The sequence below is a fragment of the Microbacterium sp. STN6 genome (assembly GCF_026410545.1).
Taxonomy (GTDB): Bacteria; Actinomycetota; Actinomycetes; order Actinomycetales; family Microbacteriaceae; genus Root112D2.
Genome location: NZ_JAPMIT010000003.1, coordinates 512943 through 526341, shown reverse-complemented (window position 1 = coordinate 526341; position 13399 = coordinate 512943). Strand labels below are relative to the sequence as shown.

Annotated in this window: 10 protein-coding genes; 2 read left to right on the top strand and 8 right to left on the bottom strand. The window is 69.0% G+C overall.

The features are described from left to right. The first annotated feature begins 44 nt into the window (after positions 1 to 44). A complete protein-coding gene (locus OSC27_RS11575; RefSeq protein ID WP_267181599.1) occupies positions 45 to 632 on the top strand; it encodes a signal peptidase I in 588 nt (195 codons plus the stop codon). Here the strand turns inward: OSC27_RS11575 and OSC27_RS11570 are convergent. The 8 genes from OSC27_RS11570 to OSC27_RS11535 all read right to left on the bottom strand — a co-directional run bounded on the left by OSC27_RS11570 (position 589) and on the right by OSC27_RS11535 (position 12701). After that, on the bottom strand, positions 589 to 1671 hold the full coding sequence (locus OSC27_RS11570; RefSeq protein ID WP_267181598.1) for an FUSC family protein: 1083 nt from the start codon (positions 1669 to 1671) through the stop codon (positions 589 to 591). The two genes, OSC27_RS11575 and OSC27_RS11570, sit on opposite strands and share 44 nt — an antisense overlap. Before the next feature lie 16 nt (positions 1672 to 1687). Further along, positions 1688 to 3841, bottom strand: coding sequence for an ATP-dependent Clp protease ATP-binding subunit (locus OSC27_RS11565; RefSeq protein WP_323374080.1), 2154 nt, complete (start codon positions 3839 to 3841; stop codon positions 1688 to 1690). A gap of 109 nt (positions 3842 to 3950) precedes the next feature. Further along, positions 3951 to 4712 (bottom strand): phosphatase PAP2 family protein, encoded by a 762-nt coding sequence (locus tag OSC27_RS11560; RefSeq protein ID WP_267181597.1) that lies wholly within the window; start codon positions 4710 to 4712, stop codon positions 3951 to 3953. Positions 4713 to 4727: 15 nt separating this feature from the next. After that, entirely contained in the window at positions 4728 to 7193 is a 2466-nt protein-coding gene (locus OSC27_RS11555; RefSeq protein WP_267181596.1) for a bifunctional lysylphosphatidylglycerol flippase/synthetase MprF, read from the bottom strand. 10 nt (positions 7194 to 7203) lie between these two features. Then, positions 7204 to 8496: an alpha/beta hydrolase gene (locus tag OSC27_RS11550; protein ID WP_267181595.1), complete on the bottom strand. Its 1293-nt coding sequence runs from the start codon at positions 8494 to 8496 to the stop codon at positions 7204 to 7206. An 82-nt stretch (positions 8497 to 8578) separates the two neighbouring features. After that, positions 8579 to 9634 carry a sensor histidine kinase gene (locus OSC27_RS11545; RefSeq protein WP_267181594.1) on the bottom strand — a complete coding sequence of 352 codons (1056 nt, stop codon included), beginning with the start codon at positions 9632 to 9634 and terminating at the stop codon, positions 8579 to 8581. Further along, the gene (locus tag OSC27_RS11540) at positions 9631 to 10293 is read right to left on the bottom strand and encodes a response regulator transcription factor (protein ID WP_267181593.1); all 663 of its coding nucleotides are present in this window, start codon (positions 10291 to 10293) and stop codon (positions 9631 to 9633) included. The genes OSC27_RS11545 and OSC27_RS11540 overlap by 4 nt, the downstream gene beginning before the upstream one ends. A gap of 71 nt (positions 10294 to 10364) precedes the next feature. Continuing rightward, positions 10365 to 12701 (bottom strand): glycoside hydrolase family 3 C-terminal domain-containing protein, encoded by a 2337-nt coding sequence (locus tag OSC27_RS11535; RefSeq protein ID WP_267181592.1) that lies wholly within the window; start codon positions 12699 to 12701, stop codon positions 10365 to 10367. Positions 12702 to 12776: 75 nt separating this feature from the next. Between OSC27_RS11535 and OSC27_RS11530 the strand changes: the two genes are divergently transcribed. Beyond that, the gene (locus OSC27_RS11530) at positions 12777 to 13355 is read left to right on the top strand and encodes a TetR/AcrR family transcriptional regulator (RefSeq protein ID WP_267181591.1); all 579 of its coding nucleotides are present in this window, start codon (positions 12777 to 12779) and stop codon (positions 13353 to 13355) included. Positions 13356 to 13399: the final 44 nt, after the last annotated feature.

Here is a 13399-nt window from a genome sequence, read left to right as displayed (position 1 = left end):
GAGCACCCGCCCAAGCCCGAGACGTGCTCACCGAAGGAGGAAGCATGACGACCGAGGTGCGACCACGCAGACGATCCCGCCGGGCACGGCAGACGCGCGAGGTCTGGCGCGCCATCGCGACGGGGCTGAGCGCGGGCTTCCTCGGCCTCATCGTGCTGCTCGCGGCCATCGTGATCGTGATACCGAAGGTCGCGGGCGCCACCCCCATGACCGTGCTGACGAGCTCGATGGAGCCAACGCTGCCCCCCGGCACGCTCATCGTCTCGAAGCCGGTGGCGCCGTCGAAGATTCACGTGGGCGACGTCATGACCTACCAGATCAAGTCGGGGGAGCCCGCTGTCATCTCGCACCGGGTCATCGAGGTGCGCTCGCGAAGCGACGGCACATTCACCTTCATCACCAAGGGCGACAACAACGACGCGGCCGACCCCGAGGTGGTGCAGCAGCAGGTGCGCGGTGTGCTCTGGTACAGCGTGCCGCTGCTCGGCTACGTGAACAGCGCGCTCACCGGCGAACAGCGCATCATCGTGGTGCCCATCGTGGCGGGGCTGCTGTTCTGCTACGCCCTCTACATGGTGATCACGGGCATCATCGCGGCGGTTCGGAAACGAAGGGCCGCGACGCCTCGATGATGCGCCGCAGGCACACCGTCACCGTGAGCTTCACCGCGGCAGCGGATGGCGGGCCCTCGCTGTGGTCATCGAACGAGTGCATGGCGGCCTCGAGGGCGGCGTCCGCGTCGGCAAGCCGCACGCGGGCCGCGACCGATTCGTTGGGCGCCGCAACCAGATCGCCGACGTTGCGCAGTGCCCGCACGAGGTCGTGCCTGGCGTTCTCGGTCATGCTCTCGCCCGTCTCGTCGTCGCGCAGCGTGGCCAGCACGTCGGCGAGGTCACGCACGTAGAAGACGGTGCGCTGCAGGGCGCGTAGCCGGCGATAGTTCTCGTCGTCGAGGCCGCCTCGGCTCCTGCCTCGCGGGTTCACCTTGCGGCTCTCGGTGGCCTGCCGCACCTCCTCTCGCACGTTCGCAGCCGTCTTCTCGAGGTGCTCGAGAACGTCTCTGGGGTCGTCGTCGCGGTGCGCTTCAACGGCGTCGGCCATGCCGCGCAGGTCTGTTGCCACGAGGTCGCGCAGGTCATTGAGCCGATCGGAGGCCTTCTTGAGGTAGAGCGGCGGGAAGACGATCAGGTTGACGGCGACCCCGACGATGACGCCGAAGCCCATGTCGACCAGATAACTCATCGAGTACGTCTCGGCGCCGTGACCGCCGCCGATCAGCAGAACAAAGAGCGCCGTGATGGGAACCCAGCTTCGGCCGATCCCAAGCACGCGCAGCCCCGAAAGCATGGTGCCCACGCCCAGAACCAGCGCGATCGTGAGCCAGCGAGGGCCGTCGACGGCCAGTCCGCCGAAGCCGAGAGCGATGCCGCACGCGAGGCCGACCACCGCCTGCAGCCCGGAACGCAGCGACCTGATCAGCGTCGGGTACATGCTGATCACCACGCCGAGCGGCGCGTAGTACGAATACTCGTCGGCCGCGAAGGGCACGAGCGGCGCCAGAACCCAGGCGATGCTGGCAGCGACAGCGGTCTTCGCCGCCATCAGCAGCTGCGCCCGGTTCGCGATATCGCCCGCCCACCCTGCGAGCGTGCGGCGCACTGCCACGGCCATGCGCCCGAGGCTACGCTCAGCCGGCGGCGACCGTCAGGCTCTCGCCGTCGGCGGCCAGGTCGACGCGCGCGGTGTCGCCGTCGCGAATCTCGCCGGCGAGCAGCGCGGTCGCGAGCCGGTCGTCGATCTCGTGCTGCATGAGCCTGCGCAGCGGGCGTGCACCGTAGATCGGGTCGTAGCCGCGTTCCGCGAGCCATGCTCGCGCATCCGGTGTGACGGCGAGTTCGAGCCTGCGGTTCTCGAGCCGGCGCTGCAGCCGGTCGACGTAGAGTTCGACGATCTCACCGAGTTCCTGCCGGGTGAGGGCCTGGAACACGACGATGTCGTCGAGCCGGTTCACGAACTCGGGCTTGAACGACTGGCGCACGAGCTGCATGACGGCGTCGCGCTTCTGGTCGCCGCTGAGCGACGGGTCGACGAGGAACTGCGAGCCCAGGTTCGAGGTGAGAATGAGGATGGTGTTGCGGAAGTCGACCGTGCGGCCCTGCCCGTCGGTGAGTCGGCCGTCGTCGAGCACCTGCAGCAGAATGTCAAACACCTCGGGGTGCGCCTTCTCGACCTCGTCGAAGAGCACGACCGAATACGGCCGCCGGCGCACGGCCTCGGTCAGCTGGCCGCCCTGGTCGTAGCCCACGTAGCCGGGGGGAGCGCCGACGAGCCGCGACACGGAGAACTTCTCGCCGTACTCGCTCATATCGATGCGGATCATGGCCTTCTCGTCGTCGAACAGGAACTCGGCGAGCGCCCTGGCCAGCTCGGTCTTGCCCACGCCGGTGGGCCCGAGGAACAGGAACGAGCCGGTCGGCCGGTCGGGGTCAGCGATGCCGGCGCGCGTGCGCCGAACGGCCTCGGCCACGGCACGCACCGCATCCTTCTGGCCGATGAGACGCTTGCCGAGCTCGCTCTCGAGGTGCAGCAGCTTCTCCGTCTCGCCCTGCAGCAGACGGCCGACGGGGATGCCGGTCCACGACGCGATGACCTCGGCGATGTCCTCTGCCGTCACCTGGTCGTTGACCATGCGGTCGGCACTCGGGTCGTCTTCGGCGCGCTGCGCGGCCTCGAGCTCCTTCTGCAGGCGCGCGATCACCTCGTACTCGAGCCGCGACACCTCCTGGTAGTTCGCGTCGCGCATGGCCCGGTCTCGTTGCATGCGCGCGTCGTCGAGCTGGGTCTTCAGCTCGCCGACGCGGTTCAGCGACGATCGCTCGGCCTCCCAGCGCTGCTGCAGCTCGGCCAGGCGCTCCTCGCGCTCGAGCAGGTCTTCGCGCAGCTTCTCGAGGCGCTCCATCGACGCGTCGTCCTTCTCCTTCTTCAGCGCGATCTCTTCGATCTTCAGCCGGTCGACGCTGCGGCGCAGCTCATCGATCTCAACCGGCGCGGAGTCGATCTCCATGCGCAGCCGGCTCGCCGCCTCGTCGATGAGGTCGATGGCCTTGTCTGGCAGCTGCCGAGCGGGAATGTAGCGATGGCTCAGGGATGCCGCGGCGACGAGCGCGGCGTCGGCGATCGCCACCTTGTGGTGCGCCTCGTACCGTTCCTTGAGCCCGCGCAGAATGGCGATCGTGTCTTCCACAGAGGGCTCGCCGACGTAGACCTGCTGGAAGCGGCGTTCCAGCGCGGCATCCTTCTCAATGTATTCGCGGTACTCGTTGAGGGTGGTCGCGCCGATGAGACGCAGCTCGCCGCGCGCGAGCATGGGCTTGAGCATGTTGGATGCCGCCACCGAGCCTTCGCCGCCGCCTGCACCCATGAGCGTGTGCAGCTCGTCGATGAACGTGATGATCTCGCCGTTGGAGTCGTTGATCTCCTTCAGAACGCTCTTCAGCCGCTCCTCGAACTGGCCGCGGTACATGGCGCCCGCCACGAGCGCCGAGAGGTCGAGGCTGACGAGTTGCTTGCCCTTCAGCGAGTCGGCGACATCGCCCGCGACGATGCGCTGGGCGAGGCCCTCGACCACGGCGGTCTTGCCCACGCCAGGCTCGCCGATGAGCACCGGGTTGTTCTTGGTGCGCCGGGTCAGCACCTGGCTGACGCGGCGGATCTCGGCGTCGCGACCGATCACGGGGTCGAGCTTGCCCTGCTTCGCGATCTCGGTGAGGTTGATGCCGAACTGTTCGAGCGCGCTCTTCTGCTTCTCGTCGGTAGCGGGAGCGCCCTGCATGTTGGCCATGCGTGTCCCTTCCTGCGTGTCTACAAACTTGAGTCTACAAGGCTCAACTTTACCCGAATCCATCCTATTCCACTACGCGCACCGTGGCTTAGGTTTCGCGGGCTCCCCGTCAGTCGCCGCTCGCCACGGGTACCGCGCGAGCCGCCCGGAACGCCCGATAGCGCGGCACGAACAGGTTCAGCCACAGCACGAGCAGTACAGCCGCCGCCGACACCGCATACACGAGGGAGGCGCTGACATCGGTGGGAAAGTGCACGCCGATGTAGAGCCGGGAGACGGCGGTCGCGACGACGACCACGCAGCCGAGCACCACGGCGAGGGTGCGCCAGCGGCTGTCGCGCAGCGTGAACACGACCGCAATGGCGAGCGCCGCAGCGAAGCACGTATGCCCGCTCGGGTAGCTCAGCGAGTGCTCGACGGCGAGCGGATGCGCGAGCAGGCTGCCGTCCGGACGCGGTCGCTGCGCGATCCACTTCACCACTTCACTGCCGCCCCATGAGGCGGCGACGATCAGCATGAACGTGACCGTTCGCCACAGGTTTCTGGTGACGATGACGACCACGCCGCCGCCGAGCACCGTGATTGTCGCGGCCAACGGCGGCGAGAAGAGCCAGGCGATGCCCAGCGCGATGCCGTCGAGGGCGGGCGCGTGGTGCCCGCTCAGCCATTGCAGCACGACGAGCTCTCTCGAGCTCCACCCCGGCGCGTGGGCGAGCACGAGGCCGGCGATGACGACGAGAAGCAGGCCGGCAACCCCGAGGCCGCCGGTGAGAAGCGGGCGGGAGAGCGGGCGGATCGGGTCGATGCGGCGCGGGCGCTGCAGCAGCACGGCCGCGGGGTCGTCGTCGGTGGGGTGGGATCCGGTCGTCATCTCGTGCTCTTTCGCTTAAGTCAGGATCAGCTGCGCCACGCGGCGCATCGTCAGGTCGGGCAGGTAGGCCCGGGTCAGGGCGAGGCCGATCTCGGGCAACGTCGTGGGGTCAGGGTAGGCCATGATCAGCTCGTGCAGCTCAGGCTGGAACTTGCGCTTGAAGGCGAGGAGCGAGCGGAACCCGTAGACGGGCTCAAGCGAGGTGCTGATGAACCCGAGCAGGCGGTCGATTCGCGAGCGCGCGGCCTGGTCGACCACGGTGTGCGCGAGAGGCGCGGCCGAGAGCGACATGACGTCGATGTCGTCGTCGCGCATCCGCGTCGCGGCCTCGGCGATGAGGAACTCCATGACGCCGTTGGCGCCGCCCGGCCGCCGGCGCATGAAGTCGAGGGTCCAGCCGACGACCTCGCCGCGCTGATAGCTGGGCAGCCAGCTCGTGACCGCCTCGACGCGCTCGGATTCGTCGATCGCGAGCATGAGGCGCACGGCCGGGTCGCGCAGTTCGTCGACGCTGCCGAGCGTGAACCCCATCTCGGGCAGTCCCCTCTCGGCGACCCACTGCTCTGATATCTCGGTCACCTGCGCGGCGATCGTCACGGGCAGTGAATCCCAATCCGTCCAGACGGCCGTGATGCCCGCGCGCTGCGCCCGATTGATGGCGGTGCGAACGTCTTGCCACTTCTTGCCGGTGGTGCGCCAGTCCTGCGGGTGGATCACCGTCTCCTCGGCGACCGTCATCGTGCTCCAGCCCATCGCCGAGAAGACGGGGGTGAGGCCGCCGTCGACGCTGTAGAACACCGGCAGCCAGCCCTGGTCGTCGCAGTATCGCGCGAACCGGCGGATGGCTCCGCCCTTGGCCTCACGACAACCGAACGGCCCGCCGGTGGTGATCGCCACGCGGCCAACGACCCGGTACGCGATCGCGAAGCGCTGCACGGGATCGAACCAGTACGAGTTGCCCGGCCACGTCGCCATGAACGAGAACGAGTCTCCCCCGCCCTCCTCGAGCAGGTCGCGCACGTGCGCCTCATTGCCCGTCTGCTCCCGACGCAGGTTGCCGAGGGTGGGCCGCACCGCGGCCAGCAGAACGATCAGCCAGAACGCCGGGCCGACGCCGTGATACACGAGCATCGTTGCCGGCTGCGTCGGCAGAAACGCGATCGCCTTATGGTGCAGGAACGAGACAGGGATGAACCGCTCCGCGACATCGTTCACGAGCTCGCCGAACCCGACCGGCCTGCTGAACCCGGTGTGCGCCATGAGCGCGCCGACTCCGAGGTAGAGCAATGCCAGCACGATCGCGGACACCGCCACGACCCAGATGTAACGGGTCACGCTGGCGCGGGAGGCACGAATGGGGAAGTTGCGGCGCAGCACCAGCAGCGCGATCGCGATGGCGGCGGGCAGCAGCACCGAGACGAGCAGCGCGAAGGCCGCCTCCCACGAGACGTGGCCGCGGAACCGCGGCACGTAGCGGGTTCCGGCGATGGGCAGCAGGCCGAAGTAGTACGCGCCGATCACGGCGAAGAACGCGTTGATCGCCACCGCGAGGCCCAGCGCGAACCGCCGGCCCCTCAGAAGCCCGTATGCGACGAGGAGCAGCACCAGCAGAGGCAGGATCGACACGATCACCGGCCCCGGGCTGCTGATGCGTTCGAGCGTCAGCTCGCGCAGGCAGTGTCGCGTCACGTCGAGCACCTGGCAGCGGGCGAGAGTCTGACCCGGGTCGGGCACATCGTTGCCCAGCAGCATGGCGATGGGGGCGAGCGGCCCGAAGCGCGTGCCGGTGTAGAGCACGATGGCCGGGCCGATCGCGGTGATCGCGAGCATCGACGCCATGAGCACGCGCACCTCGTGGTGCGAACTGCGCCGCCACACCTCGATGTGCTTGCCGACGCTCAGCAACGCTCCGAGGGCGAGCCCGAGAACGGCGGCCATGAGCCGGTATAGGTCAGACGGCTGGCCGGAATACAGCAGCAGCACAAGCGTGGCGAGCATCGTCAGCCAGCGGATGCGTCGCCGCCAGAGGGCGCTGGCCGACCCGCTGGCGGCCATGATCACGCCCGCGATGCCCGTGAACGGGTCGAGCGTCACCAGCTCGACCACGTCCCTCGACCACAGCTCGCCCACCCCCAGGGCGATCGCCTGCACGGCGATGCCGACCAGCGTGCCGCCCACCGTCGTCAACGCGAATGCCAGGGCGGTGCGCCACGTGCCCATCAGATTCTCGGCGACCCCGACAAGAACCACCACCAGCACGAGTGCCACGACCAGCTCGAGCAGGTTCTGCGAGAAGAACGAGGAGACGAGCAGGGTCCACCAGTGCCCCTGCTCGACGACAGGCTCGTAGCCGGTTCCTACCATGAAGCGGATGCCGGGCCGCGGCCCGTGCAGAGGCCCGGTCACCAGCGCCAGCACCGCGATCACGGCGGCGAGCGCGAACGTGAACGGCCGGGCGCGAAGAGTCTTGATCACGATCATGATTCCCGCCTCATCCGCCGAGGCCCATGGAGTCTGCCACCTGTGGCAGCGCCCGCTTCAGCACGTAGCGCACCGTGTTCCAGTCGTGCGCGGTGTTCGGCGACTCGATGAAGCGGGTGGTCATGCCCGCGGCGTGGGCGGCCGTCACCATGGTGTGCTCGATTCTGTTGTATTTGGCGTCGTTCGCACCCACACCGAAGATGGCGAGCGTGTCGGGGTACGGCCGGTGCGCGGCGAGCAGGGCGAGCGGCGTGATCTTCTTGTACGCGGCGGCAGAACCGCCGAACGCCTCGCGCACGGTCGACGGGCCGATCGTCGGCGCCTCTTCACCCGAGATGTCGATGATCGAGCGGAACAGGTCGGGGTGGCCCGCGCCGAACTGGATCGAGCAGGTTCCGCCCTGCGAGTAGCCGCCGACGGCCCAGTAGCGGGGGTCGGCGGCGACGTTCAGGTGGCTCCTGATCCAGTTCGGCACGTCGACGAGCAGGTACGTCGCCGATTTTCCCAGCGGGGAGTCGACGCACATGGGGTTCTTGTCTGGCCGGCCGAGCTGGTCGGGCGCCACGACGATCGGGGCCAACCCCTTGTGCGCGTGGGCGTACGCGTTCAGCATCTGGGCGACGCGCCCCGCGGTGAAGACGTCGGAGGGGGCGCCCGGCTGGCCGGAGAACAGCACCGCGACCGGCAGCGCGGGCGGCGAGGCGACGAGGGCCGCCGGCGGCAGATACACCGAGGCGATCCTCGCGCCGAACCCCGATTTCGTGGCCGGAATGCGCACCGTGCCGACCCTGCCCTTCGACGGCATGCCGCTCGGCGGCTGCCACGTGGCGCCCAGCGCCGGCGCCATCGCAGACTCGTGACCGTGCAGGTACGCGGCGCTCATGGCCGGGTACGGGGTGAGGCCAAGCGCATCCTTAAGGTTCCGATACGCACCGAAGTCCACGTTGATCCCCGCCGCTGCCGTGAGGGCGAAGACGGCGATCGAGACGATGGCGACCACCTTGCGCCACGGCCGACTACCCCTGAGATTCGCCAGCGCCAGAGCGATACCGGCGAACGCGAGGGTCGCCCACATCCACGTGATCTGCGTCAACGGCAGTCCGAACACGTTCCATACGTCGGTGACGAGCCAGCACACGAGCAGGCCGATGGCCGCCCCGAGCGCACAGGCAATGAGAGAGCGGATGAGGCGGCCGCCCGGCCGCCGCACGAGCAGCACCACACACAGGACGGCGGCGAGCACGTCCAGCGGCACGAGGAAGCTGCTCTTGTCGATGCGCAGCGTCAGCAGGTCGAGCAACACGGTGACCTCCCGGCTTTCGGATCGGAACAGCGGGGCGAATGGCCCGCTGATTCGATCCTGACGGCCGGTCTCTAAGACGGCTCTAAGACGGCTCGCCGGCCGAGTTGTCGCCGGGAACGCCTGCGCGAACCCGGGGCAGCACGAGGGCGATGCTGGTGCCGAACGACGAGGTCTGTCGAATCTCGACCCGGCCGGAATGCCGCACGGCGATGTCGCGCACGAGCGAGAGGCCGATGCCGAAGCCGGAGCGCCGTTCGGTGGTGGAACCGGTCGGGTCCGAGTGCGCGAACCGGTCGAAGATGCGGGCGGGCTCGATCCCGTGGATGCCCGGGCCGCGGTCGGTGACGACCAGCTCGAGGGTGCGGCCGCGGTTCGTGACCTCCACCGTGACGGCCTCGTGCTCGGGCGAGTGCGCGATCGCGTTGTCGAGGAGCGCGACCAGACACCGGCGCAGGCTCGTCTCGGGAACGGGAGTGAGCGCATCCCCGGTCATGCTCACCGTGATCGTGACGTGACGCGGCGAGGCGATGAGCTGCATGGATTCGGCGGTCTGGGCAACGAGCGGGCCCAGCCGGGTCGGCGGCGCATCGGCCGGCGCCTGCTCGCCCGCGGCGATGAGCAGCAGATCGGCGACCACGTCGATGAGTGCCCCCGTGTCCTGCCTGATCGCGACGAGGTCGCCGCTGATGTCGAGGCCGATCGACGTGTCGAGGTCGCGCGGCAGTCTGCGCTGCAGCATCTGGATGCGCGCATCGAGCACCGCCAGCGGCGTGCGGAGTTCATGCCCAGCGTCGGCCACGAAGGAGCGTTGGATGCGCAGGGCCTCCCCCAACGGTCGAACCGCCCGCCGGGCGATTACCCAGCTGATGAGCCCGGCCAGCACGATCGCGATCGCGCCGATGATCGCGAGCACGACGAGCACCTTGTCGGCCGCGACGTAGATGCGCGTCTCGCCCGGCGGCGGAGTCTCGAGCAGCTCCTGCGGCCGCGACTGGTACACGACGTAGCCGACGGCCGCGACCACCACGACCACCACGATTGCGGCGGCGGCCAGCGCAATCTGCCAGCCGACGGCGAGGGAGGCGCGGCGAACGGATGCCGCATCGCTGTCGATCGGTCGGCCCGACTCTCGCTTCACAGCTGCCCCAATCGATAGCCGCGCCCGCGCACGGTGAGCACCACGTCCTTGTCCGTCTTACGCCTCAGGTAGTGCACGTAGGTGTCGACGGTGCCCGGCGTGTCGTCAGGGCTGAACACGCCGTGCAGAATCTGATGCCTGCTGAAGGTGCGCTCCGGGTTCTCGGCGAAAAGGCGAAGCAGCTGCGATTCGCGCGGCGTGAGCAGAATGCGACCGATATGCGGCGAACGGATGCAGTTCTCCTCGGGGAAGAACGCCCACTCGCCCACGCTGAGTTGCGGGCACTCAGGGTTGAAGACGCGCGTCAGGGCGCGCAGCCTGGCGAGCAGCTCGTCGAAGTCGAACGGCTTGACGAGGTAGTCGTTTGCGCCGGCATCCAGCCCCTCGACCTTGTCGCCGGTCGTTCCGAGCGCGGTCAGCATGAGGATCGGCGCGCTGAACCGCTCGACGCGCAGCGTGCGCACGAGCTCGGTGCCATCGAGAGAGGGCAGCCGTCGGTCGACGACGAGCACGTCGAAGTCCTCCAGCCGCGCGGCATTCAGGCCGTCCATGCCGTCGGTGCACAGCGTCGTCTCGTAGGTCTCCGAGAGCACGTCGGCGATGATCGGGCCGAGCTGAGGGTCGTCCTCGACAAGGAGAAGGCGTTTCTGCTCGCCCATCGCCACCCCCATCACTGGCCGAATCGCCTCGCGCTCACTGTAATGCGCTCGGCCTGCATCGTGCCGAGCGACTACCGCGGCGCGTTTGCGGCGGCGAGCAGCTGCTCCACCTGCTCCGGCCCGAACGGCATACCCGGGAACGACGCGAGCCGGCCGATCGGGAACGACGCCAGCATCCTGAACATCGCCGGGTCGGCAAGCAGCCCACTCGCGGCGCCGTCGCCACCCGCGGCAAGCGCCTGCTGAACCATCGGCCCTGCCACGGGGTGCGCGAGCACTTCACCGATTGACGAATCGGCCGTGAGCGGCACGAGCACGTCGTCGCCGCTGACGTCCACAGAGAGCGTGTGACGGATGTCGCGGCTCGACGCCGCAACCTCGACCCTGTATTCACCCGCTTCAACCGCCCAGCCGTCGATGCGGGTATCCCAGATCGCGAGGTCCTCGCGACGCACGCGGATCTCGACCTCGCGCGAGGAGCCTGCGGCGAGCGCGACCTTCGCGAAACCCTTCAGCTCGCGCGGCGCCCGCGCCACGGCCGAGACAGGCAGGCTCGTGTAGACCTGCACCACCTCGGCGCCATCGCGGCCGCCTGTGTTCGCGACGGTGACGCGCACGACGAGACCGGAGGCATCCGCTTCGACACGCGCGTTCGAGTACTCGAACGTCGTGTACGACAGGCCGTGCCCGAACGGGTACGAGACCCGGGCCTCGCGCGCGTCGTACCAGCGGTACCCCACGAACAGCCCCTCGCCGTACCGCACGTGGCCGTGCTCGCCCGGGAAGTCGAGGTAGGCGGGGCTGTCGGCGAGGCGCACCGGGATCGTCTCGGCGAGGCGGCCCGACGGGTTCACGTCGCCGTAGAGCACGTCGGCGATGGCGCCTCCGCCGGCCTGGCCGAGCAGCCAGCCCTCGATGATGGCGGGCACCCGCTCGGCGAACGGCGCGACACGCACGACACCGCCGTTCGAGAGCACCACCACGGTGCGGTGGTTCGCGGCGATGACGGCGTCGGCGAGCGCCAGCTGGTCGGCGGGCAGCTCGATGTCGTCGCGATCGAAGCCCTCCGACTCGAGCTCGGCCGGCACGCCCAGGAACAGCAGCACGGTCTCGGCTCCGCGCGCGGCCGCGACGGCCTCGGCGACCAGCTCGTCAGCGCCTTCGCCAGGCGCGCCGCCGTCGCTGTGCGCGCCGCCCTCGCCAGGCGCGCCGCCCTCGCCATACCCCGCCGCGAACACGACCTCGGCATCGCCCGCGGCCCGCGCGCGGATCTCCTCGAGCGCGTTGTCGAGCCTCGTCGGGTTGATGAGCGACGAGCCGGCCCCCTGGTACCGCGGCGTGCGCGCCAGCTCGCCGATGACGGCGAGCGACGACGTGGGTGCCAGCGGCAGCACACCGCCCTCGTTCTTCAGCACAACCACGGATGCCGCGGCGGCCTCCCGCGCGAGCGCATGATGCGCGTCGGGGTTGTACGAGGCCCCCGCGCGCGCGGCGCGCGCCGCTCTCTGCGCCAGCGCGACGGAGCGGCCCGCCGCGACGTCGAGCACCCCCTCGTCGAGAACCCCCGAACGAACGGCAGCCACGACCTCGGCATCCGTTCTGCCCGAACTGGCGGGCATCTCGAGGTCGAGCCCGGCGACCAGGCCGGCGACGCGGTCGTTCACGGCGCCCCAGTCGGAGACGACGAGCCCCTCGAAGCCCCACTCGTCTCGCAGAACGCTCGTAAGCAGCCACGGGTTCTCGCTCGCGTAGACGCCGTTGATCCTGTTGTACGAGCACATCACGGTCCAGGGCTGCGCCTCCTCGACGACGCGCTGGAAGCCGCGCAGGTAGATCTCGCGCAGCGGCCGCGGGTCAATATCGGCGGAGACGCGCATGCGGTCGTTCTCCTGGTTGTTGGCGGCGAAGTGCTTGAGCGAGGCGCCGACGCCCTGCGACTGCAGCCCGCGCACGAGAGCCGAGCCGAGCACGCCAGACACGAGCGGGTCTTCCGAGAGGTACTCGAAGTTGCGCCCGCACAGCGGCGAGCGCTTGATGTTGATGCCGGGGCCAAGCAGCACCGCGACACCCTCGGCCTGCGATTCCTCGCCGAGGGCCGCGCCGACGCGCTCGAGCAATTCGGCGTCGAACGACGAGCCGAGCGCGACGGCGGGCGGGAAGCACGTGGCGGGAACGCTGTCGCCGATGCCCAGGTGGTCGCTGCCCTCGCGCTGCTTGCGCACGCCGTGCGGCCCGTCGGTGAGCATGATCGCCGGAACGCCGGCGCGCTCGACCGCCTTCGTCGTCCAGAAGCTCGCGCCGCTTGTGAGCGACGCCTTCTCTTCGAGCGTGAGGCCGGCCACAACCTCCTCGGGCGTCGCGTTCAAGAACAGGGCAGCGGATGCCGTTGGGCTGGTCGTGTCGGTCATGACTCTCCTTCGCGTCTGGCAAAACCTTATAACGCTCGGTTTTGAATGGCAAACGGTGTTCCGTAGCATTCAGGTATGGCAGCGAGGGGTTCGTACGCGAAGGGCGTCGCGAAGCGCGAGGAGATTCTCACGACCGCGCTCGACGTGATCGCGCGAAACGGCTACCGGCGCACCTCGGTGCGCGAGCTCGCCGAGGCGGTCGGGCTCAGCCAGGCCGGCCTGCTGCACTACTTCAGCTCGAAGGAGGAGCTGTTCCACGAGATCCTGCGCAAGAGAGACGAGCGCGACGCCGCCAGCTTCGATCTGCCCGGCGCGGAGCGCATCGACGCGTTCCTCGCCCTGATCCGGCACAACGCCGAGGTGCCGGGGCTGGTGCAGCTGTACGCACAGCTTTCGACAGAAGCGAGCGAGCCCGAGCATCCGTCGCACTCATATTTTGTGGAGCGGTACGCCACCATTCGGCACTCGTTCGCCGAACTCGTGCGGCACGAGCAGGCGGCCGGCGCGGTCGACGCCTCCCTCGACCCCGAACAGATCTCGGCCCTGCTGTTGGCGGCGGCAGACGGACTGCAGACCCAATGGATGCTTGACCCCTCGATCGACATGGCGGCCGGCATCGAGTACCTGTGGCGGCTCGTCACGCAACGGGTGTAACACACGCGACGTCGAAGAACTGCCCTATGTGGGTTGAGGAGACG

Excerpts from the sequence above, each read along its gene's own strand:
- OSC27_RS11575 (WP_267181599.1), top strand. The coding sequence starts at position 45 with ATGACGACCGAGGTGCGACCACGCAGACGATCCCGCCGGGCACGGCAG.
- OSC27_RS11570 (WP_267181598.1), bottom strand. The coding sequence starts at position 1,671 with ATGGCCGTGGCAGTGCGCCGCACGCTCGCAGGGTGGGCGGGCGATATC.
- OSC27_RS11565 (WP_323374080.1), bottom strand. The coding sequence starts at position 3,841 with ATGGCCAACATGCAGGGCGCTCCCGCTACCGACGAGAAGCAGAAGAGC.
- OSC27_RS11560 (WP_267181597.1), bottom strand. The coding sequence starts at position 4,712 with ATGACGACCGGATCCCACCCCACCGACGACGACCCCGCGGCCGTGCTG.
- OSC27_RS11555 (WP_267181596.1), bottom strand. The coding sequence starts at position 7,193 with ATGATCGTGATCAAGACTCTTCGCGCCCGGCCGTTCACGTTCGCGCTC.
- OSC27_RS11540 (WP_267181593.1), bottom strand. The coding sequence starts at position 10,293 with ATGGGCGAGCAGAAACGCCTTCTCCTTGTCGAGGACGACCCTCAGCTC.
- OSC27_RS11535 (WP_267181592.1), bottom strand. The coding sequence starts at position 12,701 with ATGACCGACACGACCAGCCCAACGGCATCCGCTGCCCTGTTCTTGAAC.
- OSC27_RS11530 (WP_267181591.1), top strand. The coding sequence starts at position 12,777 with ATGGCAGCGAGGGGTTCGTACGCGAAGGGCGTCGCGAAGCGCGAGGAG.